The 26,859-nt window shown below is 72.1% G+C and carries 23 protein-coding genes; 16 read left to right on the plus strand and 7 right to left on the minus strand.

The window, feature by feature from the left end; genetic code table 11:
* The first annotated feature begins 59 nt into the window (after positions 1-59).
* Positions 60-1,502, plus strand: a complete 1,443-nt coding sequence (locus OG462_RS25805; RefSeq protein WP_406061141.1) for an MFS transporter — start codon at positions 60-62, stop codon at positions 1,500-1,502.
* A gap of 29 nt (positions 1,503-1,531) precedes the next feature.
* The gene (locus tag OG462_RS25810; protein ID WP_406061142.1) at positions 1,532-1,849 is read left to right on the plus strand and encodes a DUF6401 family natural product biosynthesis protein; all 318 of its coding nucleotides are present in this window, start codon (positions 1,532-1,534) and stop codon (positions 1,847-1,849) included.
* Between the two features lie 116 nt (positions 1,850-1,965).
* On the opposite strand, the gene rarD is transcribed toward OG462_RS25810, so the two are convergent.
* Positions 1,966-2,964 carry an EamA family transporter RarD gene (gene rarD / locus OG462_RS25815; protein ID WP_406061144.1) on the minus strand — a complete coding sequence of 333 codons (999 nt, stop codon included), beginning with the start codon at positions 2,962-2,964 and terminating at the stop codon, positions 1,966-1,968.
* Positions 2,965-3,069: 105 nt separating this feature from the next.
* On the minus strand, positions 3,070-3,936 hold the full coding sequence (locus OG462_RS25820; protein WP_406061145.1) for an NAD(P)H-binding protein: 867 nt from the start codon (positions 3,934-3,936) through the stop codon (positions 3,070-3,072).
* A 98-nt stretch (positions 3,937-4,034) separates the two neighbouring features.
* On the opposite strand from OG462_RS25820, the gene OG462_RS25825 reads away from it, so the two are divergent.
* The 4 genes from OG462_RS25825 (at position 4,035) to OG462_RS25840 (ending at position 9,796) form a co-directional block, all read left to right on the plus strand.
* Positions 4,035-4,439, plus strand: a complete 405-nt coding sequence (locus OG462_RS25825; RefSeq protein WP_406061147.1) for a winged helix-turn-helix transcriptional regulator — start codon at positions 4,035-4,037, stop codon at positions 4,437-4,439.
* An 84-nt stretch (positions 4,440-4,523) separates the two neighbouring features.
* Positions 4,524-5,366 carry a hypothetical protein gene (locus OG462_RS25830; protein ID WP_406061149.1) on the plus strand — a complete coding sequence of 281 codons (843 nt, stop codon included), beginning with the start codon at positions 4,524-4,526 and terminating at the stop codon, positions 5,364-5,366.
* Positions 5,363-7,615 carry a bifunctional serine/threonine-protein kinase/ABC transporter substrate-binding protein gene (locus tag OG462_RS25835; protein ID WP_406061150.1) on the plus strand — a complete coding sequence of 751 codons (2,253 nt, stop codon included), beginning with the start codon at positions 5,363-5,365 and terminating at the stop codon, positions 7,613-7,615. The genes OG462_RS25830 and OG462_RS25835 overlap by 4 nt, the downstream gene beginning before the upstream one ends.
* Positions 7,616-7,618: 3 nt before the next feature.
* Positions 7,619-9,796, plus strand: coding sequence for a bifunctional serine/threonine-protein kinase/ABC transporter substrate-binding protein (locus OG462_RS25840; RefSeq protein WP_406061151.1), 2,178 nt, complete (start codon positions 7,619-7,621; stop codon positions 9,794-9,796).
* Between the two features lie 68 nt (positions 9,797-9,864).
* Here OG462_RS25840 and OG462_RS25845 read toward each other — a convergent pair whose 3' ends face one another.
* The 5 genes from OG462_RS25845 to OG462_RS25865 all read right to left on the minus strand — a co-directional run bounded on the left by OG462_RS25845 (position 9,865) and on the right by OG462_RS25865 (position 16,668).
* Positions 9,865-10,917, minus strand: a complete 1,053-nt coding sequence (locus OG462_RS25845; RefSeq protein ID WP_406061153.1) for a 2-oxoacid:ferredoxin oxidoreductase subunit beta — start codon at positions 10,915-10,917, stop codon at positions 9,865-9,867.
* Positions 10,910-12,847, minus strand: coding sequence for a 2-oxoacid:acceptor oxidoreductase subunit alpha (locus tag OG462_RS25850; protein WP_406061154.1), 1,938 nt, complete (start codon positions 12,845-12,847; stop codon positions 10,910-10,912). The genes OG462_RS25845 and OG462_RS25850 overlap by 8 nt, the downstream gene beginning before the upstream one ends.
* Positions 12,848-13,149: 302 nt before the next feature.
* Entirely contained in the window at positions 13,150-13,809 is a 660-nt protein-coding gene (locus OG462_RS25855) for a LuxR C-terminal-related transcriptional regulator (RefSeq protein WP_406066714.1), read from the minus strand.
* Positions 13,810-14,038: 229 nt separating this feature from the next.
* Positions 14,039-15,325: a sensor histidine kinase gene (locus tag OG462_RS25860; protein WP_406061156.1), complete on the minus strand. Its 1,287-nt coding sequence runs from the start codon at positions 15,323-15,325 to the stop codon at positions 14,039-14,041.
* Between the two features lie 131 nt (positions 15,326-15,456).
* Positions 15,457-16,668: a sensor histidine kinase gene (locus OG462_RS25865; protein ID WP_406061158.1), complete on the minus strand. Its 1,212-nt coding sequence runs from the start codon at positions 16,666-16,668 to the stop codon at positions 15,457-15,459.
* Between the two features lie 145 nt (positions 16,669-16,813).
* Here OG462_RS25865 and OG462_RS25870 point away from each other — a divergent pair, with 145 nt between their 5' ends.
* The 10 genes from OG462_RS25870 to OG462_RS25915 are packed head-to-tail and all read left to right on the plus strand — an operon-like array spanning position 16,814 to position 26,822.
* On the plus strand, positions 16,814-17,251 hold the full coding sequence (locus tag OG462_RS25870) for an NADH-quinone oxidoreductase subunit A (protein WP_406061159.1): 438 nt from the start codon (positions 16,814-16,816) through the stop codon (positions 17,249-17,251).
* The gene (locus OG462_RS25875) at positions 17,242-17,826 is read left to right on the plus strand and encodes an NADH-quinone oxidoreductase subunit B (RefSeq protein ID WP_406061161.1); all 585 of its coding nucleotides are present in this window, start codon (positions 17,242-17,244) and stop codon (positions 17,824-17,826) included. Before OG462_RS25870 ends, OG462_RS25875 begins: the two co-directional genes overlap by 10 nt.
* Positions 17,823-19,280, plus strand: a complete 1,458-nt coding sequence (locus OG462_RS25880; RefSeq protein ID WP_406061163.1) for an NADH-quinone oxidoreductase subunit C — start codon at positions 17,823-17,825, stop codon at positions 19,278-19,280. Before OG462_RS25875 ends, OG462_RS25880 begins: the two co-directional genes overlap by 4 nt.
* The gene (locus tag OG462_RS25885; RefSeq protein ID WP_375887327.1) at positions 19,277-20,245 is read left to right on the plus strand and encodes an NADH-quinone oxidoreductase subunit H; all 969 of its coding nucleotides are present in this window, start codon (positions 19,277-19,279) and stop codon (positions 20,243-20,245) included. The genes OG462_RS25880 and OG462_RS25885 overlap by 4 nt, the downstream gene beginning before the upstream one ends.
* Positions 20,245-20,790, plus strand: coding sequence for a NuoI/complex I 23 kDa subunit family protein (locus OG462_RS25890; RefSeq protein ID WP_406061165.1), 546 nt, complete (start codon positions 20,245-20,247; stop codon positions 20,788-20,790). The genes OG462_RS25885 and OG462_RS25890 overlap by 1 nt, the downstream gene beginning before the upstream one ends.
* Positions 20,787-21,338: an NADH-quinone oxidoreductase subunit J gene (locus tag OG462_RS25895; protein ID WP_406061167.1), complete on the plus strand. Its 552-nt coding sequence runs from the start codon at positions 20,787-20,789 to the stop codon at positions 21,336-21,338. The genes OG462_RS25890 and OG462_RS25895 overlap by 4 nt, the downstream gene beginning before the upstream one ends.
* Positions 21,338-21,727, plus strand: a complete 390-nt coding sequence (gene nuoK / locus OG462_RS25900; RefSeq protein ID WP_406061169.1) for an NADH-quinone oxidoreductase subunit NuoK — start codon at positions 21,338-21,340, stop codon at positions 21,725-21,727. The genes OG462_RS25895 and nuoK overlap by 1 nt, the downstream gene beginning before the upstream one ends.
* Positions 21,724-23,718, plus strand: a complete 1,995-nt coding sequence (locus OG462_RS25905) for an NADH-quinone oxidoreductase subunit L (RefSeq protein WP_406061171.1) — start codon at positions 21,724-21,726, stop codon at positions 23,716-23,718. Before nuoK ends, OG462_RS25905 begins: the two co-directional genes overlap by 4 nt.
* A 27-nt stretch (positions 23,719-23,745) precedes the next feature.
* The gene (locus OG462_RS25910) at positions 23,746-25,299 is read left to right on the plus strand and encodes a NuoM family protein (protein WP_406066716.1); all 1,554 of its coding nucleotides are present in this window, start codon (positions 23,746-23,748) and stop codon (positions 25,297-25,299) included.
* Positions 25,296-26,822, plus strand: a complete 1,527-nt coding sequence (locus OG462_RS25915; protein WP_406061173.1) for an NADH-quinone oxidoreductase subunit N — start codon at positions 25,296-25,298, stop codon at positions 26,820-26,822. Before OG462_RS25910 ends, OG462_RS25915 begins: the two co-directional genes overlap by 4 nt.
* Positions 26,823-26,859: the final 37 nt, after the last annotated feature.

Raw genomic sequence — 26,859 nt, forward strand, 5'->3', positions numbered from 1 at the left:
CGGATCGGTAACCGGCCCTGCTGACCAGAACCCCAACCTCCCCTGCCCTGGAGACAGTTGTGTCCATCCGCGCCTGGAGTCTGCTCCTCGTCCTCTGCGGGACGATCTTCCTCGAAGGCATCGACGTCGCCATGCTTGCCGTCGCCGTCCCCACCGTCCGCGCCGACCTCGACCTCACCACCGGCACCGCCGCCTGGGTCATGTCCGCGTACGTCCTCGGCTACGCCGGCTTCACCCTCCTCGGCGGCCGCGCCGCCGACCTCCTCGGGCGGCGCCGGATGTTCCTCGGCTGGCTCACCGTCTTCCTGCTCTTCTCCGGCCTCGGCGGCCTCGCCGACGAGGGCTGGACCCTGATCCTGGCCCGCTTCGTGACCGGCGTCGCCGCCGCCTTCATGACCCCGGCCGCCCTGTCGATCATCACCACCTCGTACGCCGAGGGCCCGCAGCGCAACCAGGCGCTCCTGGTCTTCGCCGGCACCGCCGCCGGCGGCTTCTCGCTCGGGCTCGTCATCGGCGGGCTGCTCACCCAGCTCGGCTGGCGCTGGGTCTTCTTCGCCCCGGTCCTGCTGGCCGCCGCGATCCTGGCCGCCGCGCTCCGGCTCATCCCGAAGGAGCCCCGCCCGGCCCGGACGAAGGGCGGCTTCGACCTCGGTGGGGCGCTGACCGCCGCCGGCGCGATGCTCCTCCTCGCGTACGGCATCGTGCGCCTGGAGCACGGGTTCGCCGGGTGGCAGGTGACCGTCGCCGCCGTCGCCGCCGGACTCCTTCTCGCCGGCGTCTTCGTCGCCGTCGAGCGCCGGGCCACCACCCCGCTCGTCCGTCTCGGCATCCTCCGCAAGGCCTCGCTGATCCGCGCCGACCTGGGCGCCCTGCTCTTCGTCGGCTCCTTCTTCGGCTTCCAGTTCATGGCCACGCTCTACCTCCAGGAGCTGCGCGGCTGGTCGTCGCTCCAGACGGCGCTCGCCCTCCTGGTGATGGGCGTCGACGCGGTCCTCGCGCCGACGCTGACCCCGCGCCTGGTGGCCCGGTTCGGCAACGCCAAGGTGATCCTCGGTGGCTTCGTCCTCGCCGTCGGCTCGTACGCGCTGTTCCTGCCGGTCGGCCCGGACTGGTCGTACGCGGCGATGTTCCCGACCCTGCTCCTGACCGGGCTCGCCTTCGCCCTGGCGTACGGGCCGCTCACCATCGCCGGTACGGAGGGGATCGCGGAGGAGGAGCAGGGGCTCGCGAGCGGGCTTCTCACCACGGCGACCCAGTTCGGTTCGGCGGTCGGCATCGCGGCGGTGACGGCGGTGTACGGCATCGCCGGCGGCGGTCTCGACGGCTTCCGGGCGGCGCTCGTCGTCCCGCTGGCGATGGTCGCGCTCGGCGCGGTGATCACGGCGACGGGGGTACGGGAGCGCGGGCGGACCGGACCCGAGGAGGTCCCGGCGGGCGTCTCCACGGGTGCCCCCGCAGGCCTCCCGGAGGTCCCGGACGCTGCGACCAAAGTCACGGCCTGAGTGCCCCCGTACGCACCTAATGTGGAGGGATGAACGATTCGCCCGGCTGCCCGCTGATCGATGTCGCCGCCACGTACATGCCCCGGCTCTCGGAGATGACCTCCGAGCCGGGGCTTGCGGCTGCCGTCGACCAGCACGCCGCCGCCGTGCGTGATGCCCTGATCCCCGTCCAGCGGGGGTCGCGGGGCCGGAGCGTCCGGCGCGAGGAGCTCGCCGACTACGTCCTCGGGTTCACCGACTGGCTGACCGAGGTCGACTGGACCGCGCCCGTCGGCCACGACTTCGCGACCCTGCGCCTGACGGCGGTCTGCTGGCTGATCCGGGAGCACGACCTGCTGGACGCGTGACCGCCCGGGGTGCCTGACGGCAGGTGCCCGGCAGCACGTGCCGACGTCAGGTGCCCGATGCCACGTGTCCGGCGTCGGGTGCCCGACGTCAGGGGCCCGGTGTCACGCGCCCGGCGTCAGAGGGCCTGCCGGGCCGGAGCCGGAGTCGGCTCCGTTCCCGCTCCCGTCTGCGTCGCGGGTTCCGCCGCAGCCGCCTCGGCCGTTGCCTTCGCCGCCTCCATCGCCGCTCTGCTCCGGCGGGCCGTGCGCAGGGCGTCCCAGGTGAGGATCGTCAGCGCCAGCCACACGAGGGAGAAGCCCGCCCAGCGCTCCGGCGGCATCTCCTCGTGGAAGTAGAGGACCCCGAGCAGGAACTGGAGGGTCGGCGCCAGGTACTGGAGGAGGCCGAGCGTCGACAGCGGTACGCGGATCGCCGCCGCCCCGAAGCAGACGAGCGGCACCGCCGTGACGATGCCGGTGGCGGCGAGCAGGGCCGTATGGCCCGCGCCGTGGGAGCCGAAGGCGAGGTCGCCCTGGGTGCCGAGCCAGACGAGATAGCCGAGGGCCGGCAGGAACTGGATCGCGGTCTCGGCGGCGAGCGACTCCAGGCCGCCGAGGTTGACCTTCTTCTTCACCAGGCCGTAGACGGCGAAGGTGAAGGCCAGGACCAGGGAGATCCAGGGCGGCTGCCCGTATCCGATGGCCAGGACGAGGACCGCGGCGAAGCCGACGCCGACCGCCGCCCACTGTGCCGGGCGCAGTCGTTCCTGGAGGACGAGGACACCGAGGGCGATGGTGACGAGCGGGTTGATGAAGTAGCCCAGGGACGCCTCGACGACGTGCCCGGTGTTGACGGACCAGATGTAGAGGGCCCAGTTGATCGTGATGACGGCGGCGGCGACGGTGATCAGGCCGAGCTTGCGCGGGCTGCGGACGAGCTCGCGCATCCAGCCCCAGCGGCGCACCGCGAGCAGGGCGACGCCGACGAAGACCAGGGACCAGACCATCCGGTGGGCGAGGATCTCGACGGACCCGGCGGGCTTGAGGAGGGGCCAGAAGAGCGGGACCAGACCCCACATGCCGTAGGCGCCGATCCCGTAGAGCAATCCTGCTCGTTCCTCGTTATCCGTCTTCACCGGACCTCCCGCCCTGTGCCGCGCTGTCCTGTCGAAGGTAGCGCCGCACGGGGCGGGTTGTCATGTCCGTACCGCTATACGGTCATGACCATGCGGGGGAGGTGGTCAGGAACCGTTCAGGGCTTCCTTGATCGTCACCGCGATAGGGGTGGTCGGGCGGCCGATCAGCCGGGTCAGGTCGCCGGTCTGCAGGGCGAGCGCGCCGTGTTCGACGGCCCGGTCGACGTCGACCAGGATCTCGGCGAAGAACTGCGGGACCCCGGCGCCGGTGAGGATCGCGAGGTGCGCCTCGGCCGGCACGTTGCTGTACGTGATCTCCTGGCCGGTCTGGGCGGCGACCTCGGCCGCGTACTCGGCGAGGGACCAGGCGGTGTCGCCGCTCAGCTCGTACGCCTTGTTCAGGTGCTCCTCGGCGGGTCCGGCCAGCACGGCGGCCGCGGCGGCGGCGTAGTCGGCTCGGGCTGCGGAGGCGATCCGGCCCTCGCCCGCGTTGGAGACGACGGCGCCGTGAGCCAGGACCGGGGCGAGGTTCGCGGTGTAGTTCTCGGTGTACCAGCCGTTGCGCAGGAAGGTGTACGGCAGGCCGGAGTCGAGGATCAGCCGCTCGGTCTCCTTGTGCTCCGCGGCCAGGTCGAAGTCGGCCTCGTCCCCGCCGAGGACGCCGGTGTACGCGAGCTGGGCCACGCCGGCGGCCTTGGCCGCGTCGATCACGGCGGCGTGCTGGGCGACGCGCTGCCCGACCTCGCTGCCCGAGATGAGCAGCACCCGGTCGCCGGCCTCGAAGGCGCCCGCGAGGGTCTCGGGCTTGCTGTAGTCGGCGATCCGCAGCTCGACGCCGCGCTCGGCGAGGTCGGCCGCCTTCTCCTTGTCGCGGACGACGGCGGCGACGGACTCGGCGGGCACCCGGTTCAGCAGCTCGTCGACGACGAGGCGGCCAAGCTGTCCGGTGGCTCCGGTGACGACGATGCTCATGGTGCTTCCTTCTTCCCGTGGGGTGCGGTGGGCGATGCACTCACCGTACGTCGGGCGCTAACCAATCGAAAGTACCCACTTTGAAGTAAGGTACTGGTATGGGAGTAAGTCCACAGGTCAAGAAGCCCGACGTGAACCAGCCGATGTGCCCCTCGCGCCTCGTCCTGGAGCACGTCACCAGCCGCTGGGGCGTCCTGGTCCTGGCCGCCCTCCTGGAGCGCTCGTACCGCTTCAGCGAGCTGCGCCGGCAGATCGGCGGCGTCAGCGAGAAGATGCTCGCCCAGACCCTCCAGACCCTGGAGCGCGACGGCTTCGTCCACCGCGACGCCAAGCCCGTCATCCCGCCCCGCGTCGACTACACCCTCACCGAACTCGGCATCGGCGCCGCCCGCCAGGTCTGGGAGCTGGCCCGCTGGTCCGAGGGGCAGGTCGCCGCCGTGGAGGGGGCCCGCGAGCGGTACGACGAGGCCCGTCGCGAGAGTGCTACCGCTTCGTCTCAATGATGTTGTAACCAGGGCGAGTTGGCCCTCCCGGGTCGTACGATCTGTTCACTGTTCGGGGAAACCGTGAAGGACCGTGGGGGAACTGTGGCGTACGGGGACCGAAGACTGTGGCATGCCTGCTGCGCCGTCCTGGCGGGCAGCCTGATCGCGACCGGCTGCACCAGCGCGGGCGACGGGAAGAAACCCGACGGCAAGGGGACCACGAGCACCACACCCGCACCGACCGGGACGCCGACCAACGCCCCGACGGCAGTCCCGACCGCCCTCGACTTCACCCCGGACCCCAAGCGCGCGCCGAAGACCGAGGCCGAGGCCAGGCGCCTCGCCCTCGCCGTCGTCGCCGGGCCCGATGCCTGGGCCCCGGGCTACGTCAAGCGCACCCCGTACCTGAGCGACCCGGACTACTGGCCCGTCCTCGGTGCCAACTGTTCCTGGGAGACGGGCACCCGGCCGGCGACCGCGCTCGCCAGCGTCACTGCCTACAGCGAGATCCCGGCAGCCGGCGGCAAGGGCGTCCTACGGGTCGCAGCCACCGTCACGATCCACCGCACCGAGTCGGACGCCGACTGGGAGATGGCCGAAACCCTGGAGGAGGCACTTCGCTGCCCCGACCAGAAGCTTCGCGACGGCGAACGCATCACCGGGCTCATGTCGCTCGGCAACCCCTTCGGCGTCGGCGGCAACGTCAACGCCTCCGACGCCCTCCGTGAAGGCGGCTTCTACCTCAACGACGCCGTGAAGGGGAAGCAGCCGTACAGCTGGTACCAGTCCCGGATCGGTCAGGTCACCGTCGCCACCGTCGTCAAGGGTGCGCCCGGGTACACCGAGATGAGCGACGGCATGACCATCGGCACGAGCCAAGCGCAGATCCAGGCCCTCGTCACGATGCTCGAACGCGCCCAGGACGAGCTGGAGGTCCAGTCGTGAGCCCCACCGCCCCGCAGCCCCGACCCGAGCGGCCTGAGCCCGGCGCCCTCCAGCCGCTGCTGCCCTCCGACCCGTCGACGATCGCCGGCTACCGGCTCCTCGGCCGCCTCGGCGCCGGCGGCATGGGCGTCGTCTACCTCGGCCGTACCGCCGCCGGCGAACTCGCCGCCGTCAAGGTCACCCACGCCGACCAGGCCGACCAGCCCGACTTCCGGGCACGCTTCCGCCGCGAGGTCGAGGCCGCCCGCCGGGTCTCCAGCCCCTGGGCCGTGCCCGTCACCGGCGCCGATCCGGACGCCCCCGAGCCGTGGATGGCCACGGCGTTCGTCCCCGGCCCCTCCCTCGGCGAGGCCGTCACCGCGCACGGCCCGCTGCCCGAGCGGAGCGTCCGCCTCCTCGGCTGGGCCGTCGCCCGCGCCCTCGCCGCCGTCCACGCGGCCGGGCTCGTCCACCGGGACGTCAAGCCCGGCAACGTCCTCCTCGCCGTCGACGGCCCCCGGCTCATCGACTTCGGCATCGCCCGCGCCACCGGGGAGACCGCCCTCACCGCCACCGACATGGTCGTCGGCACCCCCGGCTTCCTCGCCCCCGAGCAGGCCGAGGCCCGCACCGACGCCATCGGCCCGCCCGCCGACGTCTTCGCCCTCGGCTGCCTCCTCGCGTACGCGGCGACCGGCCGCCCGCCCTTCGGCACCGGCGCCGTGGACGCCCTGATGTACCGGACCGTCCACGACGAGCCCGACCTCACCGGCGTCCCCGAAGGGCTGCTCGACCTCGTCCGGGCCTGCCTCGCCAAGGACCCGGCCGCCCGGCCCACGGCGGCCGAGATCGGCGTCCGGCTCGTCGAGGACAGCCCGGGCAACGGCGCCGACTGGCTGCCCGCCCCGGTCGTCCGGACCATCGCCGAACGCTCCGCCCGGATGCTCGCCCTCCCCGAGATCGACGCCACCGAGGCCGGTGGGACCACCGCCCCGGCCGCCCCGGAGAAGAGCAGACGAGGCTTCCTGCTGCTCGCCTCCGGCGCCGCCGCGCTGGCCGTCGGCGGCGGTGCGGCCGCCGTCTGGGCGGGGCTCGACGACGACAAGGACGACGCCAAGGGCGGCGGCAGGAAGGCAGCCCCGCCCCGCACCCGCTGGACGATCGGCGTCCTCGCCGACCTCTCAGGACCCGCCAAGGAGATCGGCCGCGCCCAGGAGCGCGGCGCACGGCTGGCCGTCGAGCAGTTCAACGCCCGCAAGGACAAGCCCTTCACGCTCGACCTCAAGGTCGTCGACGAACGGGGCGACGCCTCCCGGCCCCTGGAATCCGCCAAGGCCCTCACGACCGACCCCGGGGTCCTCGCCGTCCTCGGCCCCACCGCCGACGCCGTCGGACAGGCAGTCCTGCCCGCCTTCGAGGAGGCCGGGATCCCCCTGATCACGGTCTCGGCCGGATACAACCTGCTCACCCTGCGCACCGGCGTCGCGCGGAACGAGACGTTCCTGCGGGCCATCCCGAACCACATCAGCGCGGGCACCCACCTCTCCTTCGCCGTCACGCTGCTGCCGCAGATCCGCCGCCCCGGGGTCCTGGAGGACCGGACAGAGGACCACTACAGCTGGCAGGTCACCGGCGGTGTGCGCTTCGGCTTCGGCCAGGCCGGCATCGCCCCGCACTTCCGGGTCGTCCCCGGACACGCCGACGCCGCCGCGTACCGTCGCGTGCTCGGCGAGATGATCGACGCCGGCATGGACGCGTACGTCCACTGCGGAGTCACCGAGACCGCCGTCCACGCCGCCCGGGCGCTCATCGAACTCGGCTTCACCGGACCGAGGTTCACCGGTCAGGCCGTCTTCGGCCAGGAGTTCCTCAAGCAGGCCGGGGCCGCCGCCGAGGGCTGGTTCGTGTGCGCGCCCGTCGCCGACCCCACCGCGCAGAAGACGGCCGCCGCCTTCACCGCCGCCCACCGCAAGCGGTTCGGGACGGGCCCCGCGTACTACGCGGGCGAGTCGTACGACGTGGTCACCATGACGATCAAGCAGCTCACGGCCCAGGCGAAGGCGGGCAGCAAGCCCGCCCGCAAGGGCCTGTGGGCCGCGCTGCGCAAGCAGAAGTACACCGGCGTGATGGGCGGCTACCACTTCAACGAGTTCGGCGACCTGGGGCTCGGCGGCACCTTCGTCTTCGCGGTGCAGAACGGCGCGTACAAGCCGATCGGATCCGCCCCCCTGCTGCCGAACAAGCCCGCGAAGAACGACAAGAAGGCCTGACCCGTGCAGCCGCTCCGCAAGGCCGATCCGTCGGCCATCGCCGGGTACCGGATCCTCGGCCGCCTCGGCGCCGGCGGCATGGGCGTGGTCTACCTCGCCCGCTCCGGCGGCGGGGCGCTCGCCGCCCTCAAGCTGATCCGCGCCGAGCACGCCGCCGATCCGGGCTTCCGGGAGCGGTTCCGCCGCGAGGCCCGGGCCGCCGAGCGGATCACCGGCCGCTGGGTCGTCCGGGTCCTCGGGTCCGACCCGGAGGCCCGGGAGCCGTGGCTGGCCACCGAGTACGTGCCCGGGCCCTCGCTCGCCGAGGCCGTCGCCCTGCACGGCGCCCTGCCCGGGCCGACGGTCCGGGCCCTGGGCGCCCGGCTCGCGTCCGCGCTCGCCGACATGCACGACGCCGGGCTCGTCCACCGGGACGTCAAGCCGGGCAACGTCCTCCTCGCCCTCGACGGGCCGAGGCTCATCGACTTCGGCATCGCCCGGTCCGCCGGGGCGACCGCGCTGACCGCCACGGACGCGATGATCGGCACCCCCGGCTTCCTCGCCCCGGAACAGGCCCGGGTGGCGGGGTCCGGAGAGGTCGGGCCGGCCAGTGACGTCTTCTCGCTGGGCTGCGTCCTCGCGTACACGCTGACCGGTGAGCGGCCCTTCGGTACGGGTGGGGTGGCCGCCGTCGTCTACCGCACCGTCCACAAGGAACCCGAGCTCGTCGGCGTACCGGCCGCACTCCTCCCGCTGGTCGCCGCCTGCCTCGCCAAGGACCCGGCGGACCGGCCCACGGCCGCCGAGGTACGGGCGGCCCTGGGGGACGCCGAGGGGCCGGCGGGGGACTGGCTGCCGCCCGGCCTGCCCGCGCTCATCGCCGAGCGCTCGTCACGGGTCCTGGACCTGCCCGTCGCCGAGCCGACGATGCTGGTGAACCCCGAGCAGCCCCCGGGGATCTCGCGGCGACGCGTTCTCATGGCGGGCTCGGCCGCCGCCGTGGCGGGGGCCGGCGGCCTGACCGCCTGGCTGCTGAGCCGGACACCGGGCGGGACGGGTACCGGCGTCACCGGCGCCCCGCTCGCCACGTACACGATCGGCGTCCTCACCGACCTGAGCGGCCCCACCAGGACCGACGGCCGGGGGCAGGAGCGCGGCATCCGGCTGGCCGTGGAGGAGTTCAACGCCCGCGCCGACCGGCCCTTCGAGGTGCGTCTCCGGGTCGAGGACGACGGGGGGAAGCCGGCGCGCGCCGAGGCGGCCGCCCGGGCTCTGCTCAAGGATCCTCGCCTGGTGGGCGTCCTCGGGCCGACGGCCACGGCGACCGCCATCGCCGCGGGAGACGCACTCGCCGCCGCCGGGATGCCGTTGGCGAGTGTCATGGCCGACGTCCAAGCCGGTCAGATCAAGGGCCAGGAGACCACGCTCACCTACTTCCAGCCGCGGACCCTCGAGGACATGATGATCGTCCCCTTCGGCCGCTACCTCTCCGAGCGCGGGGCCGTCAGGACCGCCGTCGTGGAGGACAGGGCCGCCGGCCGGTACAGCTGGTTGGCGGTCAAGAACCTGAAGGACTACCCGCCGTCGCCGGACAAGGGCGGGGTGGTCACGTCGCACGCCGTGGAGGCCGACAGCGAGGACTTCGGCCCCGCCGTACGGGCAGCCCTGGCGACCGACCCGCAGGGCGTGATGTTCGCGGGGGTGTCGCCGCGCCGGGCCGCGCTGTGCGCCAGGGCCCTGCGCGACCAGGGATACCGGGGGCCCTGCGGCAGCGTCGAGTTCGCGCTTCAGCCGGAGTTCCTCGCCGTGGCCGGCCCGGCCGCCGAAGGCTGGTTCTTCGGTACGGGATATGTCGATCCCGACGGGCTTCCGGCGGCCCGGCGGTTCACCGCCGCGTACCGGAAGCGCTGGCGACTCGCCGGTACGACTCCCGTCGAGCGATTCGCGACGGAGGCGTACGAACTCACCAACTGGGCCCTCCAGGCTTTGCGCACGGCGGTCTCGGACAACGTCGAGTCGCTGGCCACGGGTGTGCGGAACAATCTCCAGCGGAGCCCGTACGCAGGGTTCGCCAAGACGTACACGGTCTTCACGGACAAGAACAGGCCCACCGCCCTCGCGGGCCTCTTCCTCTGGCAGGTGAAGGGCGGAGTGCCGCGATTCCTCGGGAAGTTCGACGAGGCGGCGGCGAAGGGCACGTGAGGTGATCGGGGGTACGCGAAGGGGCCCGGTCCGTACGCACGGACCGGGCCCCTTCGCGAACGCAGGAGCTACCCCACGACCGTCCACGTGTCGTTCCCCGTCAGCAGCTGCCCCAGGTCGCCCTTGCCGTGCTGCTCCACCGCCGTCTCCAGCTGGTCCGCCATCAGCGTGTCGTACACCGGCCGTTCCACCGACCGGAACACCCCGATGGGGGTCTGGTGGAGGGTGTCCGGGTCCGCGAGCCGGGAGAGCGCGAAGGCCGTGGTGGGGGTGGTGGCGTGGGCGTCGTGGATCAGGATCCGCGACTCGTTCTCGGGGGTGACCGTGACGACCTGGAGGTCGCCGGTCGCCTGGTCGCGGATGACACCCTTCTCGTTCTCGGCGCCGAAGCGGATCGGCTGCCCGTGTTCGAGGCGGATGACCGCTTCCTTGGCCTGGTCCTTGTCCTTGAGGACCTCGAAGGCGCCGTCGTTGAAGATGTTGCAGTTCTGGTAGATCTCGACGAGTGCCGTGCCGTTGTGGTCGGCGGCCTGCCGCAGTACCTCGGTGAGGTGTTTGCGGTCGGAGTCGACCGTGCGGGCCACGAAGGAGGCCTCGGCGCCGAGGGCGAGCGACACCGGGTTGAAGGGCGCGTCGAGCGAGCCCATCGGCGTCGACTTGGTGATCTTGCCGACCTCGGAGGTGGGCGAGTACTGGCCCTTGGTCAGCCCGTAGATCCGGTTGTTGAAGAGCAGGATCTTGAGGTTGACGTTGCGCCGGAGGGCGTGGATGAGGTGGTTGCCGCCGATGGAGAGCGCGTCGCCGTCGCCCGTGACGACCCAGACGGACAGGTCGCGGCGGGAGGTGGCGAGGCCGGTGGCGATGGCCGGGGCGCGGCCGTGGATCGAGTGCATCCCGTAGGTGTTCATGTAGTACGGGAAGCGGGAGGAGCAGCCGATGCCGGAGACGAAGACGATGTTCTCCTTCGCCAGGCCCAGCTCGGGCATGAAGCCCTGGACGGCGGCGAGGACCGCGTAATCACCGCAGCCGGGGCACCACCGCACCTCCTGGTCGGACTTGAAGTCCTTCATGGACTGCTGGGCCTCGGCCCGGGGGACCAGGTGGAGGAGGGGCTCACTCATCGATGGCCTCCTTGAGAGCGGCGGCGAGCTGCTCGGCCTTGAACGGCATGCCGTTGACCTGGGTGTGGCTGCGGGCGTCGACCAGGTACTTCGCCCGGACGAGGGTGGCGAGCTGTCCGAGGTTCATCTCGGGGACGACGACCTTCTCGTACTGCTTCAGGACCTCGCCGAGGTTCTTCGGGAAGGGGTTGAGGTGCCGCAGATGGGCCTGGGCGATGGGCAGTCCGGCAGCCCTGAGGCGGCGGACGGCCGCCGTGATCGGCCCGTAGGTGGAACCCCAGCCGAGGACCAGGGTCCGCGCGCCGTCCGGGTCGTCGACCTCGATGTCGGGGACGTCGATGCCGTCGATCTTGGCCTGCCGGGTGCGGACCATGAACTCGTGGTTGGCGGGGTCGTACGAGATGTTCCCGGTGCCGTCCTGCTTCTCGATGCCGCCGATGCGGTGTTCGAGACCGGGGGTGCCGGGCACGGCCCAGGGGCGGGCGAGGGTCTCCGGGTCGCGCTTGTACGGCCAGAAGACCTCGGTGCCGTCGGCCAGCTCGTGGTTGGGGCCGGTGGCGAACTGCGTCCGTAGGTCCGGGAGTTCCCCGACGTCCGGGATGCGCCAGGGCTCGGAGCCGTTGGCGAGGTAGCCGTCGGAGAGCAGGAAGACCGGCGTGCGGTACGTGAGGGCGATCCGGGCCGCCTCGATCGCCGCGTCGAAGCAGTCGGCGGGCGTCTTCGGGGCGACGATCGGGACCGGGGCCTCGCCGTTGCGCCCGTACATGGCCTGGAGGAGGTCGGCCTGCTCGGTCTTGGTGGGCAGACCGGTGGACGGGCCGCCGCGCTGGATGTCGACGATGAGCAGCGGCAGCTCCAGGGAGACCGCGAGGCCGATCGTCTCCGACTTGAGGGCCACACCGGGGCCTGACGTGGTCGTCACGCCGAGAGCACCGCCGAAGGCGGCCCCGAGGGCGGCGCCGATGCCGGCGATCTCGTCCTCGGCCTGGAAGGTCCGCACACCGAAGTTCTTGTGCTTGCTGAGCTCGTGGAGGATGTCCGAGGCCGGGGTGATGGGGTACGAGCCCAGGTACAGCGGCAGGTCCGCCTGGCGGGAGGCGGCGACGAGGCCGTACGAGAGGGCGAGGTTCCCCGAGATGTTCCGGTAGGTGCCGGTGGGGAAGGCCCGGGTCGCGGGGGCGACCTCGTACGAGACGGCGAAGTCCTCGGTGGTCTCGCCGAAGTTCCAGCCGGCCCGGAAGGCGGTGACGTTGGCCTCGGCGATCTGCGGCTTCTTCGCGAACTTCTGCCGCAGGAAGGTCTCGGTGCCCTCGGTCGGCCGGTGGTACATCCAGGAGAGCAGCCCGAGCGCGAACATGTTCTTGGAACGCTCGGCCTCCTTCCTGGACAGGCCGAACTCCTTGAGCGCCTCGACGGTCAGCGTGGTCAGCGGCACCGGGTGGACCCGGTAGCCGTCCAGCGAACCGTCTTCGAGGGGCGAGGTCGCGTAGCCGACCTTGGCCATGGCGCGCTTGGCGAATTCGTCGGTGTTGACGATGATCTCGCCACCGCGCGGCACGTCCCCGATGTTGGCCTTGAGGGCGGCGGGGTTCATCGCGACCAGCACGTTCGGGGCGTCGCCCGGGGTCAGGATGTCGTGGTCGGCGAAGTGGAGCTGGAAGGACGAGACGCCCGGCAGGGTTCCGGCGGGTGCCCGGATCTCGGCCGGGAAGTTCGGCAGCGTGGAGAGGTCGTTCCCGAAGGACGCCGTCTCCGAGGTGAAGCGGTCACCTGTCAGCTGCATACCGTCACCGGAGTCACCCGCGAAGCGGATGATCACCCGATCGAGACGGCGTACTTCCTTCTCGGTGCCGTGGTGCGGCTTCGCCGGGGCGCTGCGCTGCTCCCCGAGCAGGGCCTCACCGGCCTCGCTACTGACCTGGCTGGTCACTGAACTGGACCTCCCTCGCGGCAAGGGGACTCTCCGCCGGAGGCGGGAGAAGGCTCGGGATGCGGTCGGCCGATCACCGTCCGTCCCGAGGCCCACCCTACGACGGCAGGGAGGGCCCTCCCGGGACTTCTCACATCATGGACCTCTTTTTGAGACGCCCTCTTGCCCTGAATCGTCACGTTCTGTCGCCACCCGGAGTGTTCCGGAAAGTCGGATTCCGCCTCATCCTTTGCTTCTGGGCCCCTCGGGCGCAGGTGGGCCGCCCTCCCGGTTTCCGTGTCATCTGACAGAGTGTCAGATGATCAGGATTTCAGATACGTCAACACCGCCAGTACCCGGCGATGATCGCCGTCACTCGGCGAGAGCCCCAGCTTCAGGAAGATATTGCTGATGTGCTTCTCCACCGCGCCGTCACTCACGACCAGCGCCTTCGCGATCGCCGAGTTCGTCCGGCCCTCCGCCATCAGACCCAGGACCTCCCGCTCGCGCGGGGTCAGATTCGCCAGCACGTCCTGCTGACGGCTCCGCCCGAGCAGCTGCTGCACGACCTCCGGGTCCAGCGCCGTACCGCCGGCGGCCACCCGCACCACGGCGTCCACGAACTCCCGGACCTCGGCGACCCGGTCCTTCAGCAGATACCCGACACCCCGACTGGAACCGGCCAGAAGTTCGGTGGCGTACTGCTCCTCCACGTACTGCGACAGGACGAGCACCCCGAGTCCCGGATGCTCCTTCCGCAGCCGCACGGCCGCGCGCACCCCCTCGTCCGTGTGCGTCGGCGGCATCCGCACGTCGGCGACGACGACATCGGGCAACGCGCCCTGGTCGGCGAGCGCGGCCACGGTCTCGACGAGCGCGTCACCGTCCCCCACGCCGGCGACGACGTCATGCCCCAGATCGGTCAGCAGCCGGGTCAACCCCTCTCGCAGGAGCACGGAATCCTCAGCGATGACCACCCGCACGCGCCCGGCCCCTTGATCCACACCCACGCCGAACAGCCCCCATGTCTTGTTGCCGGTTGAGGCCTCCAGCATGGCATTTCCCACCCACAGCACCCCCCGTTGTGCACAATCGAGCATCCCCCGTTGTGCAGAATCGCTTCGTCGGGGTGACTTCCACCCTCCCCGTCGTGGGCACACAGGACAGCGCCCCGAGGCCGAGGGCCTCAGGGCGCCGAGCCCACCGCAGCGGTCACGCTCGCCAGGGCAGCTCCACCGTCACCGTCGTGGGCCCACCCACCGGCGAGTCCACCGCGAGCACCCCGTCCACCGCACCCACCCGCTCCGACAGCGAGGACAGACTCCGCCCCGTCACGACCTCCACGCCACCGACCCCGTCGTCCCTGACCTGCAGCATCAGCCGATTCCCCGTACGCCACACATCCACCCACGCCCGCCGCGCCCGCGCATGCGCCGTGACGTTCCGCAGCAGCTCCGAGACCGTGAAGTACGCGATCCCCTCGATCGCCGCGACCGGCCGCGCCGACAGATCCACGTTCACCGACACCGGAACCGCGCACCGCGAGGCCACGGCCGACAGGGCCGCGTCGAGCCCCCGGTCGGTGAGGACCGCCGGGTGGATGCCCCGCGCCAGATCCCGCAGCTCCTGGAGCGCGAGCTTCACCTCGCCGTGCGCCTCGTCGACCAGCACCGCCGCCGCCTGCGGATCCTCCGCGAGCTTCTCCTTGGCGAGCCCCAGGTCCATGGCGAGCGCGGCGAGCCGCGCCTGCGCCCCGTCGTGCAGATCGCGTTCGATGCGCCGCAGGTCCGCCGCGGCGGTGTCGACGACGACGCCCCGGTCCGACTCCAGCTCGGTGACACGCGAGGCGAGGCGGGACGGGCCGAGGAGCCCGGAGACGAGGAGCCGGTCGACGGCGACGAACCCGCGCAGGAGCCAGGGCCCGGCCATCACGAACAGCAGCCCGACGAGGCTGGTCACGGCGATCTCGAAGGGGGAGTCGAGGTAGAGGTCGTGGGACCCGTCGCCGTACAGCTGGATGCCGTCCTGCCCGAGGTACGCGGGGAAGACCCACTTCCACAGCGGATAGGTGAAGAGGCTCCAGCCCCAGGACCAGAAGGCCACGGTCACGGAGAACGAGAACACCGCCCACGGCATGTGCACGACCGCGTACAGCAGGTGCCGCCAGGAAGCCCCGCTCTTCAACATCGCACCCATCCAGGAGAAGGCCCCGCCGGTCCGCCCCCGCACCGGCTCGGGCGCCCGCACGTCGACATCGAGCAGGGCACGTGCCCGGGCCCGCTCGACGACGCCGAAGCCCCGGCACATGGCGAGGGTGCCGGCGAGGATCGGCACCCCGAGGAAGGTGATGAGCAGCCCGGCGCCGGCCGAGACGAAGGCGATGGAGAGCGCGAACCAGCAGACGCTCAGCGGCAGCCCGATCAGCACGTAGAGGAGCGCACGCCACGTGCGGCCCTCGAACGGCGCGCGGATCGCGGCGGGAAGTCGGTGGGAGGCCATCGCGGGGGTCCTTCTCTGCTCAAGGGCGGGCGGGTCGGGGAGGAGCGGGGCGGTACGTATCCAGGGTTCCGTCCCGGACCCCGCGGGACCATGAGGCGGGTGGGCGTCTGCGGACGGGGGTTTTCCCTACCTCACGCCGCCGGGCGCGACCGCCAGGGCAGTTCCGCCGTCACCGTCGTCGGGCCGCCCTCCGGGGAGTCCAGGACGAGCAGGCCGTCCACCGCCCCGAGTCGTTCCGCCAGCCCCGCGAGCCCTGTGCCGCCGTCGAAGCGGGCCCCGCCCGCCCCGTCGTCCCGGACCTGGAGCAGCAGGCGGTCCTTCGCCCGCCACACGTCCACCGACGCCGACCGGGCACGCGCGTGCTTGGAGACGTTCTGGAGCAGCTCCGACACCGTGAAGTACGCGATGCCCTCGATCGCCTCCGCCGGCCGCTCCGCGAGATCCACGCTCACCTTCACCGGCACCGTGCAGCGCGCCGACACCGACGAGAGCGCGGCGCTCAGCCCCCGGTCGGTGAGGACCGCCGGGTGGATGCCCCGGGCGAGGTCCCGCAGTTCCTGGAGCGCGAGCTTCACCTCGCCGTGCGCCTCGTCGACCATCGCCGCGGCCGTCTCCGGGTCGTCGAGGAGCTTCTCCTTCGCGAGGCCCAGCCCCATCGCGAGGGCGACGAGCCGCGCCTGCGCCCCGTCGTGCAGATCGCGTTCGATGCGCCGCAGGTCCGCGGCGGCGGTGTCGACGACGACTCCCCGGTCCGACTCCAGTTCGGCGATCCGCCGTTCCAGCTCGTCGGAGGGCGAGAGGAGGCCCCGGACCATGCCCCGGTCGGCGTTGGCCATGCCTCGGGACAGGAAGGGCAGTACGGGCCAGAGAACGAGGAGCGAGACGAGCCCGACCGTGAACGTCACGATTCCCCAGGGCAGCCGGATCAGCCCGTACAGCTGCGTCCGCCAGGCCACCGGGTCCTTCAACGTGGTCCACAGCCAGCCGAAGAAGCCTCCGCGCGAGGGCAACGGGGACGGCTCGGCGACCTCGACCCCGAGCAGCGCCCGGGCCCGCGCCCGTTCCGACCGGCCGATGAGGCGCGCGCCGCCGAGCCCGAGGGCGAGCAGCGGGAGCCCGATCACGGTGACGGAGAGGCCGACGCCCAGGAGCACGCTCACGACCGCGTAGACGAAACCGGCCAGCGCGGTGAAGAGATTGGAGAGGAGGAAGACGATCTCCTTCCAGGTCTCCTTCCCGTACGCGGTGCGCTTGGGCGGACGCGGACGCGGGGACGGGGTTGCGGCGGCCTCGGAGGACTCGGTGGCCTCGGAGGACTCGGCGGGATCAAGATCGGCGGTCATGCTCTCCAGCCTGCCGGTCGAGGACCTCGCGACGCCATGGGGGAGGTGGGTGAGCGGCAGGGGGGATATCCCCACCGCGACCGCCTACGCGACTGCTTACGGTCCCTTTAGCAGGGCCTAGACTCGCGTGCGTACAGAGTGACTCATGAGACACCAAGACCGAGGGGCGGACGTGCGGGAACCGACCGTTGTCGCGGCCGACGCAGCGGACGCGGCGGACTACTTCCAGACCTACTCCGTCGTCGGCCTGCTCGCCGTCGTCGGCGTGCTCTTCGTCGCCGTGGCGTTCGGCGCGGGCCGGCTGCTGAGGCCCGTCGTGCCGACGCCCGAGAAGCTCCTCACGTACGAGTGCGGTGTCGACCCCGTGGGGGAGGGCTGGGCCCACACCCAGGTCCGCTACTACGTGTACGCCTTCCTCTACGTCATCTTCGCCGTCGACTCGATCTTCCTCTTCCCCTGGGCGACGGTCTTCGCCGCGCCCGGATACGGCGCCACGACCCTGGTCGAGATGTTCGTCTTCCTCGGCTTCCTGGCCGTGGGGCTGCTCTACGCGTACAAGAAGGGCGTCCTGACATGGACGTAACACCTCCGTCCGCTACACCGACTCCCCTGCCGGCTCCGAAGCTGGGGTCACTCGCCCGCCTGGCCCCCGAGCCGATGAAGGTGGTCCTGAACTGGGGCCGCCGCTACAGCCTGTGGGTCTTCAACTTCGGGCTCGCGTGCTGCGCGATCGAGTTCATCGCCGCGTCGATGGCCCGGCACGACTTCATCCGGCTCGGCGTGATCCCGTTCGCGCCGGGTCCGCGCCAGGCCGACCTGATGATCGTCTCGGGCACGGTGACGGACAAGATGGCACCGGCGGTGAAGCGGCTGTACGAACAGATGCCGGAACCGAAGTACGTCATCTCCTTCGGCGCCTGCTCCAACTGTGGCGGCCCCTACTGGGACTCGTACTCGGTCACCAAGGGCGTCGACCAGATCATCCCGGTCGACGTGTACGTACCGGGCTGCCCGCCGCGCCCCGAGGCGCTGCTCCAGGGCATCCTCAAACTCCAGGAGAAGATCGCGCGGGAGAGCCTGGCCGAGCGGTACGCGAGCACCGCGTCGGTCGCGCAGCTGACGAGTCCCCTGGTCCAGCGGCCGGGAGCCGAAGCATGACCGCCGACGACTCGCGTGACGACTCCCTCCACGGGTCCCTCCACGACCCCCCCTACGACTCGCTCCCCGGCTCCGTGACGGAGATCTTCGGCGAGGAGGCGACGGCGGAGCAGGCGTACGACCTGCTGACGGTCGACGTCCCGCCGGCGTCGTGGATCACGGCGCTCGAAACGGCCCGGGACACGCTCGGGTGCACCTACTTCGACTGGCTGAGCGCGGTCGACGAGCCGGGCACGGGCTTCCGGGTCTGCGCGCACGTGGTGGCGCTGGGGCAGGGGCGGCCGCGCCGCCTCCTGCTCCGCACGACCGTCCCGCACGACGCTCCCGTCCTCCCCACGGCACTGGGGGTGTACGCGGGCGCCGGCTGGCACGAGCGCGAGACCCACGAGATGTTCGGCGTGGACTTCACGGGCCACCCGCACCTGGTGCCGCTGCTCCTCCCGGAGAACTTCGAGGGCCACCCGCTGCGCAAGGACTTCGTCCTGGCGGCCCGGGTCGCGAAGGCGTGGCCGGGCGCGAAGGAACCGGGCGAGTCCCACGAGGGCGGCCCGAAGCGCCGCCAGATGCTTCCCCCGGGCGTCCCGGACCCCAACGAGTGGGGTCCGCTGAAGGGCCAGCTCCCCCCGGCCCCGGCCCGCCCGACCCGAGCAGCGGCAGGCGAGCGCCCGGCCCGCCGAGCCCGCTCGGTGACGGAAGGCTCGGCGACCCGACCGGAACCCCCCACGACGGACCCGACCGCCCCGACCCGCCGCACCCGCACGGCATCGGAGGGCTCGGCAGGCCAGGCGCCCGTGACTCCCGAGCCGGGGCCCGACACCCCGTCCCCGGCCGCCCGCCCACCGCGCCGCACCCGCTCGGCGTCGGACGGCTCGGCGAGCCAGGCGACGACTGCCTCGGAGCCGAGTCCTGAGTCGGACCCGTCGTCCGCTCCGCCCCGCCCGCCGCGCCGCTCGCGCTCGGCGGCCGACGGCTCGGCGAGCCAGGCGGTGCCGGAGTCGTCCGACGCGCCCGAGCCGGGGCCCGACACCCCGCCCGCGGCAGCGCGCCCGCCGCGCCGCTCGCGCTCGGCGGCGGACGGCTCCGCGAGCCGGCCGACCCCGGACGGGCCCGCGCCCGGCGCGGAGGCCGCGCCCCCGCGCACCCGCAGCGCGGACGCCCCCTGGCACCACGCCCGCCCGGCCTTCGACCAGGAGCCGACCACTCCGCCGGAGCCGACCACTCCGCCGGAGCCGGAGCCGACCACTCCGCCGGAGCCGACCACTCCGCCGGAGCCGACCACTCCGCCGGAGCCGGAGCCGGAGCCGGAGCTGGAGCTGGAGCTGGAGCCGGAGGCCGAGGCCGCCGCCGAAGGCCCCGCCGAGTCCGACGACCCGCCCGCCCCGTCCAAGGGCGAACCCACCGACCCCGCCGAACCCATCGACCCCACCACCCCCGCCGGAGGCGATCCCGCGTGAACGACGTACTCGACGTCGCCCTCCGGCTTCTCGTCGTCTTCGCCGTCTTCCTCGTTCTGCCGCTCGTCGTCGGGCAGACCGAGCACAAGGTCATGGCCCATATGCAGGGCCGCCTCGGCCCCATGTACGCCGGTGGCTTCCACGGCTGGGCGCAGCTCGTCGCCGACGGGGTGAAGTTCGCGCAGAAGGAGGACGTGGTCCCCAAGGACGCAGACCGGCGGGTCTTCCAGCTCGCGCCGGCCGTCGCCCTTCTCCCGTACCTCCTCGTGCTCGTCGCGATCCCGATCGGCCCGAGTGAGGGCGCCGTCGGGCAGGTCGTCGACGCGGGCATCTTCTTCGTGCTGGCCGTGATGGGCGTCGGTGTCCTCGGCAGTCTGATGGCCGGCTGGGCGTCCGCGAACAAGTTCTCGCTGCTCGGCGGTCTCCGTACCGCCGCCCAGCTCCTCGCGTACGAGCTCCCCATGCTCCTCGCCGCCGCCTCCGTCGCGATGGCCGCCGGCACCGTCTCCCTCCCCGGCATCCTGAACGCCTTCGAGTGGTGGTGGCTGCCCTGGCAGATCGTCGGCGCGCTCGTGTTCTTCGTGGCGGGTCTCGCGGAGCTCCAGCGGCCCCCGTTCGACATGCCGGTCGCCGACTCGGAGATCATCTTCGGTGCGTACACCGAGTACACCGGCCTCCGTTTCGCACTCTTCCTGCTCGCCGAGTACGCCGGCATCGTCGTCCTGTGCGGCCTCACCACCGTCCTGTTCCTCGGCGGCTGGCACGGCCCCTTCGGCGCGGACGGGCTCGGCTGGGTCTGGACCCTCCTCAAGACCGCGATCCTCGCGTTCGTCGTCATCTGGCTCCGGGTCAGTTACCCCCGGCTCCGCGAGGACCAGCTCCAGAAGCTCGCCTGGACGACCCTCGTCCCGCTCGCGCTCGCGCAGATCGCGCTCACCGGCATCGTGAAGGTGGCGATCCAGTAATGCCCATCCCCGGATCCGGCCTCGCCAAGGGCCTCGCCGTCACGCTCCGCACGATGACGAAGAAGACCGTCACCGCGCAGTACCCCGACGTCCAGCCCGAGCTGCCGCCCCGCACCCGCGGGGTCATCGGGCTGTTCGAGGAGAACTGCACGGTCTGCATGCTCTGCGCCCGTGAGTGCCCCGACTGGTGCATCTACATCGACTCCCACAAGGAGACGGTGCCGGCGGCCGCCCCCGGTGGCCGTGAGCGCAGCCGGAACGTCCTCGACCGCTTCGCCATCGACTTCTCGCTCTGCATGTACTGCGGTATCTGCATCGAGGTGTGCCCCTTCGACGCGCTGTTCTGGTCGCCCGAGTTCGAGTACGCGGAGACCGACATCCACGAGCTGACCCATGAGCGCGACAAGCTCCGCGAGTGGATGTGGACGGTTCCCGAACCGCCCGCGCTCGACCCGCACGCGGAGGAACCGAAGGAGATCGCGGCGGCCCGCAAGGCGGTCGAGAAGGCCGCGGCGGCGGCCCAGGCAGAGGAGGAACAGCAGTGAACCTTGCCGCAGCCACCGCCCACGGCTTCCTCTCGCCCACCGGCGTCGAGATCGCCTTCCTCCTCGTCGGCCTCGTGACCGTCGGCGCCGCCCTCGTCACCGTCACCACCCGTCAGCTCGTCCACGCCGCGCTCTGGCTGGTCGTGGCGCTCGGCGGCCTCGCCGTCGAGTACCTGCTCCTGACGGCCGAGTTCATCGCCTGGGTCCAGGTCCTGATCTACGTGGGTTCCGTCGTCGTCCTCCTCCTCTTCGGGCTCATGCTCACCAAGGCCCCCATCGGCCACTCCCCGGACGCCGACTCACGCAACAAGCCGGCTGCGATCGCCGTCGCGAGCGCAGCCGCGGCCGCGCTCGTCTGGGTCGTCGTCGACGCGTTCCGTACGACGTGGATCGATCTGGACGGAGCCGTGCAGGGCTCCACCAAGGTGTCCGGCGAGACTCTCTTCCGGCACTGGGTGCTGCCGTTCGAGGCGCTGTCCGTGCTCCTCCTGGCCGCCCTGGTCGGCGCCATCGTGCTCTCCCGCAGGAAGAAGGAGGAGCAGCGCTGATGCATCTCGTCTACCCGGCCGTCCTCGCCGCCCTCCTCTTCGCCATCGGCGTGTACGGCGTCCTCGCCCGCCGCAACGCGATCCTGGTCCTGATGTCCGTCGAGCTGATGCTCAACGCCGTCAACCTCAACCTGGTCGCCTTCGACGTCTGGCTCCGCGACACCCTCCACGCCGGCCAGGCCCTCACCCTCTTCACCATCGCCGTCGCCGCCGCGGAGATCGGCATCGGTCTGGCGATCGTCCTGATGGTCCACCGCAACAAGGGCACCTCGGACATCGACCGCCTCCGGGACACGGCGGAGCACCCGGACTCCCCGGGGCACACGCCCTCGGACGGCACCCGTACCGATGACACGCCCACCGGCGAGAAGGCCGAGGCCACCGCGTGACCACCACGACCCTCGCCGTCCTCGTCCCCCTCCTCCCGTTCCTCGGCTCCGTCGCCGGACTCCTGCTCGGCCGCACCGCCCCCGGCTTCGTCCGCCCGCTCGCCGTGCTGCCCACCCTCGCGGCCGCGGTCCTGGCCGTGCTGGTCGCCGTACGCCAGGGCGGCGGCAAGACGATCGAAGCCGCCACCCAGCTCACCCCCACCGGCTCGATCCCCATCGACCTGGCCCTCTACATCGACGGCTTCGCGGCCCTCGTCGCCGTCCTGGTCGGCGTCGTCGCCACCTGTGTGCAGATCTACTCGACCGGCTACCTGCGCGAGGACCCGCGCTACCCCTCGTACGCCGCGCTCGTCTCCCTCTTCACCTCCGCGATGCTGCTCGTCGTCTACTCCGGCGACCTGATGGTGCTCCTGGTCGGCTGGGAGATCATGGGCATCTGCTCGTACTTCCTCGTCGGCCACTACTGGGAGACCCCCGAGGCGCGGGCCGCCTCCCTGAAGGCCTTCCTCGTCACCAAGCTCGGTGACGTCCCCTTCCTCATCGGTCTCTTCGCGCTCGCCACCGACGCGGGCACCTTCGAGATCACGGGCGTTCTCGGCGCCGTCGCGAGCGGCGGCCTCGACCACCCCACCCTGATCGCGCTGCTGCTGCTCGCCGGCGTGGCGGGCAAGTCGGCCCAGTTCCCGCTGCACACCTGGCTCCCGGACGCCATGGCCGGCCCCACCCCCGTCTCCGCGCTCATCCACGCGGCGACGATGGTCGCCGCCGGTATCTACTTCACGGCCCGGCTGCTGCCCGTCTTCGCCGCCTCCGCCGCCGCGATGACGGTGCTCGCCGTGATGGCCGCGATCACGATGGTCGGCTCGGCGCTCGCCGCGCTCGCCCAGGACGACATCAAGCGGGTCCTCGCCTATTCGACGATCGGCCAGCTCGGCTACATGGCCGGTGCCCTCGCCGTCGGCGACCGCGGGGCCGCCGTCTTCCACCTCATCTCGCACGGTGCGTTCAAGGCGCTGCTCTTCCTCGCCGCCGGCACCGTCATCCACGCCGCCGGTACGAACTCGCTGACCGCCATGTCCCGCATGAGCGGCCTCGCGAAGCGCATCCCGGACGCGTACTGGACGATGACCGTCGCCCTGCTCGCGCTCGCCGCGATCCCGCCCTTCGCCGGCTTCTTCTCCAAGGAAGCCGTCCTGGTGGCCGCCGAGCACACCGCGCTCGGGGACCGGACCGTCGCCCCCGCCGGGGCCGGCTGGACCGTCCTCGTCGCGGGCCTGCTGACGGCCCTGCTCACCGCCGCGTACGCACTCCGCCTCTGGCTGCGGACCTTCCGCGGCAGGGGCGCGCAGGCCCCGGACCACGGCCGTCAGCCCCTCGCCATGACGTCCGTCCTGTGGGTGCTCGCGATCCCCTCCCTGGGCTTCGGTCTGACCGTCACGTACCTCGACGACTGGTTCGACGGGAACGCCCTCACCCCGACCGTCACCACGGCCGTCCTCGGCACGGGCCTCGCTGCCGCCGGAGCCGTGATCACGTACGCGGTCTGGCGCACCCTCGCCGTCAGGATCCCGGCGGCGGCGGTCGCCGCCCAGGCGCCCGCCCCCCATGTCGCCCACCCGGACGCCGACGCGGGCCTGGTCGAGGCCGAGGCGCTGCACCTGCCGCACCCCGCCGAGGACCCGGCCGACCCCGGCCGTGCCCTCCTCGGCCCGCTGCACGGCCCCGCCGCAGACGGCTTCCACCTGGACGCCGTCTACCGGACGGCGTTCGTCCGTCCCGTCCTCGCCGCCGCCTCCCTGGTCCGCTTCCTGGACCGCGAGGTCGTCGACACCTACGTCCGCGCCGCGGGCAACTCCGCCAAGGGGCTCGGCTGGCTCGTCCGCCGCGCCCAGACCGGCAACGTGCAGACCTACCTCAGCGCCCTGCTCGCCGGCTCCGTCGTCCTGGCGATCGTCGCCGTCGCCCTCGCCAACGCCGCCGCCGGAGCGTGAGCCGTGATCGATATCAGCGAATCCGTGATGCAGTTCCTTCTGGCGTTGATCGTCGCCGGGCCGCTCCTCGGCGCGGCCGCGGCTCTCCTCCCGGCCCCGCCGGGGCTGAAGGGGACGTCCCCGGACCAGGCCGTGCTCCGCCACGGCGTCACCGTCACCGGTGTGATCCTGCTGGCCGCGATCGTCCTCGGGCTCGGCTTCGACCACGACCAGCCGTCGAGGATGCAGGCCACGACGGACATCAGCTGGATCCCCGCACTCGACGTGCGGATCCACCTCGGTGTCGACGGCATTTCCCTCCCCCTCCTGGTCCTGACCGCGCTCCTGAGCTTCCTCTGCGCGCTGTACAGCTACTTCAAGATGCCGGCCGGCCCTTCCCCCAAGGGCTTCGTCGCGCTGCTGCTCGTCCTGGAGTCCGGCACCCTCGCCACCTTCGCCGTCCTCGACCTCGTCCTGTTCTTCCTGGCCTTCGAGATGGTCCTCATCCCGATGTACTTCCTCATCGCCCGCTGGGGCGGCGAGGGCAGGCAGGCCGCCGCCTGGAAGTTCATCCTCTACACGCTGCTCGGCTCCGTCGTCATGCTGCTCGGCCTGCTCCTCATCGGTGTGAAGGCGGGCACGTTCGACATGGTGGCACTGGCCACTGACAACGGCCGTGGACTGACCACATCGGTGCAGGTCATCGCCGTTCTCGCGATCGGTCTCGGGCTCGCCGTGAAGACCCCGATGTGGCCGCTCCACAGCTGGCTCCCGGACGCCCACACCGCCGCCCCGACGGTCGGCTCGGTCCTCCTCGCCGGCGTGCTGCTCAAGATGGGCACGTACGGGTTCGTCCGGATCCTGCTGCCGATCACCCCCGACGGCATGCGGATCTTCGCCCCCTACCTCGCGGCCTTCGCCGTCGCCGGGATCATCTACGGATCGCTCGCCTGCCTCGCCCTCGTGCGGACCGGCAGCAAGGGCGACCTCAAGCGCCTCATCGCGTACTCCTCCGTCGGCCACATGGGCTTCGTGCTCCTCGGCATCGCCACCATGACCCCCACCGGGGTCAACGGCGCCCTCTTCGCCAACGTCGCCCACGGCCTCGTCACCGGCCTGCTGTTCTTCCTGGTCGGCGCGGTCAAGGACCGATACGGCACCGCCGACCTCGACACCCTCGCGGGCGCCACCGGCGCCGCCCTCTACGGCCGCGCCCCCCGCCTCGGCGCCCTCCTCGCCTTCGCCGCCGTCGCCTCCCTCGGCCTGCCCGGCCTGGCCGGCTTCTGGGGCGAGATGCTGGCCCTGTTCGGCGCCTTCGAGCCCGCCGAGGGCCTCAGCCGCCCCGCCTTCCTCACCTTCATGGCGATCGGCGCCTTCGGCACCCTCCTCACCGCCGCGTACCTCCTCCTCGTCGTCCGCCGCGTCTGCATGGGCGGCCCCCGGCCGGCCGGGGAGACGCCGATCGCCGACGTCCAGGGGTACGAGTTCGCCGCCTGGACCCCGCTCGTCGCCCTCACCGTCCTCGCCGGACTCTGGCCCGCGGTCCTCCTCGGCCTCACGGACCCGGCCGTCCAGAAGCTCCTCGCCGGAGGCACCCAGTGACGTCGTCGCTCGTCCAGTCCGTCGACTGGCTCACGATCGCGCCCCCCACCCTCACGGCCGTGGTCGCCCTCGTCGTGCTCGTCGCCGACCTGTTCGTCCCCGAGGAGCGCAAGCAGCTCCTCGGCTGGACCGCGATCGCCGGCCTCGTCGCCGCGCTCGCGCTCCTCGTCCCGCTGCGGGCCGGTGACCGCTCCACCTTCTGCCTCACGGCGGACACCCAGGTCAGGGCGTGCAGCTACACCGCCGACGACTTCACCCTCGTCATCCAGCTGCTCGTCCTCGGCGGCGCGCTCGTGACGGCGCTGCTCTCGCTCACCGAGACCCGCGAGAAGCTCCCGGCCGGCGAGTTCTGGTTCCTGCTGCTCTCCTCGGCCGCGGGCGCCGCCCTCCTGCCCGCCTCCCGCGACCTCGCGACCCTCGTCGTCGCCCTGGAGGTGGCCTCGCTGCCGGCCTTCGCGCTGGTCGGCCTCAAGCGCGGCGACCGCATGTCCGGCGAGGCGGCGCTCAAGTTCTTCCTGTCCTCCGTGACCGCGACCGCCGTCACCCTGCTCGGCGTCAGTTTCGTGTACGCGGCGACCGGCACCCTCCACCTCACGGAGATCGCCCAGCGACTCGACGACGTCCCCGGGCAGCTGGAGACGCTCGCCGAGGCGGGCGTGGCCCTCACCCTCGTCGGCTTCGCGTTCAAGACGGCCGCCGTCCCCTTCCACTTCTGGGTCCCCGACACCTACGTCGGCGCCCCGCTGCCCGTCGCCGCCTACCTCTCCGTGGTCGGCAAGGCCGTGGGCTTCACCGGGCTCATCCTGGTGACGGTCGTCGCCTTCCCCTCGTACGCGGACGTGTGGGGCCCGGCGCTCGCCGCCCTGGCCGCGCTGACCATGACCGTCGGCAACGTCGCCGCCCTCCGCCAGGTGTCCACGCGCGCGTGGAGCGCGGTCCGGCTGCTCGCCTGGTCCTCCGTCGCCCAGGCCGGCTACCTCCTCGTGCCGATCGCGGCCGCCGCGTACTCCAGCGACGACCAGATCGGCGCCACCGTCGCGTACGCCCTGATGTACGCCGTCGTGAACCTCGGCGCGTTCGCGGTCGTCGCGCTCGTCGCCCGCCGGCACCCCGAGAACCGGATCGCGGACTACCGGGGCCTGTACGCGGCGAGCCCTGCCGCCGCCCTCGCGCTCGCCTTCTTCCTCCTGAATCTGGCCGGTTTGCCCCCGGGTATCATCGGCCTCTTCGCCAAGGTGACCGTCTTCTCGGCGGCCGTCGACGCGGGCCTCGGCTGGCTGGCCGTGATCATGGGCGTCAACGTCGTGATCGGGCTGTACTACTACCTCCGCTGGACGGCACTGCTGTTCCGCACGCCGGAAGGCGCGCGGGAAGCCGCGCTGGAAGGCGCGCCGGAGGGCCGGGTCGCGCACACGGCCCCCGCGTCGATCACCCTGGCGATCGCGCTGACCGCCGCCGCCGGAGTCGTGCTCTCGGGATACCCGCAGATCGCCCTCCGCTTCGCGGCGAACAGCCTGTTCTGACCCCCCCCCACAAACGAAACATCTGGGAGCGAGAAAC

The organism is Streptomyces sp. NBC_01077 (assembly GCF_045162855.1).
GTDB lineage: Bacteria > Actinomycetota > Actinomycetes > Streptomycetales > Streptomycetaceae > Streptomyces.

Excerpts from the sequence above, each read along its gene's own strand:
- OG462_RS25820 (WP_406061145.1), bottom strand. The coding sequence starts at position 3,936 with ATGAGCATCGTCGTCACCGGAGCCACCGGACAGCTTGGCCGCCTCGTC.
- OG462_RS25810 (WP_406061142.1), top strand. The coding sequence starts at position 1,532 with ATGAACGATTCGCCCGGCTGCCCGCTGATCGATGTCGCCGCCACGTAC.
- OG462_RS25890 (WP_406061165.1), top strand. The coding sequence starts at position 20,245 with ATGCCCATCCCCGGATCCGGCCTCGCCAAGGGCCTCGCCGTCACGCTC.
- OG462_RS25880 (WP_406061163.1), top strand. The coding sequence starts at position 17,823 with ATGACCGCCGACGACTCGCGTGACGACTCCCTCCACGGGTCCCTCCAC.
- OG462_RS25825 (WP_406061147.1), top strand. The coding sequence starts at position 4,035 with ATGGGAGTAAGTCCACAGGTCAAGAAGCCCGACGTGAACCAGCCGATG.
- OG462_RS25860 (WP_406061156.1), bottom strand. The coding sequence starts at position 15,325 with ATGGCCTCCCACCGACTTCCCGCCGCGATCCGCGCGCCGTTCGAGGGC.
- nuoK (WP_406061169.1), top strand. The coding sequence starts at position 21,338 with ATGCATCTCGTCTACCCGGCCGTCCTCGCCGCCCTCCTCTTCGCCATC.
- OG462_RS25875 (WP_406061161.1), top strand. The coding sequence starts at position 17,242 with ATGGACGTAACACCTCCGTCCGCTACACCGACTCCCCTGCCGGCTCCG.
- OG462_RS25910 (WP_406066716.1), top strand. The coding sequence starts at position 23,746 with ATGCAGTTCCTTCTGGCGTTGATCGTCGCCGGGCCGCTCCTCGGCGCG.
- OG462_RS25845 (WP_406061153.1), bottom strand. The coding sequence starts at position 10,917 with ATGAGTGAGCCCCTCCTCCACCTGGTCCCCCGGGCCGAGGCCCAGCAG.
- OG462_RS25865 (WP_406061158.1), bottom strand. The coding sequence starts at position 16,668 with ATGACCGCCGATCTTGATCCCGCCGAGTCCTCCGAGGCCACCGAGTCC.
- OG462_RS25870 (WP_406061159.1), top strand. The coding sequence starts at position 16,814 with ATGAGACACCAAGACCGAGGGGCGGACGTGCGGGAACCGACCGTTGTC.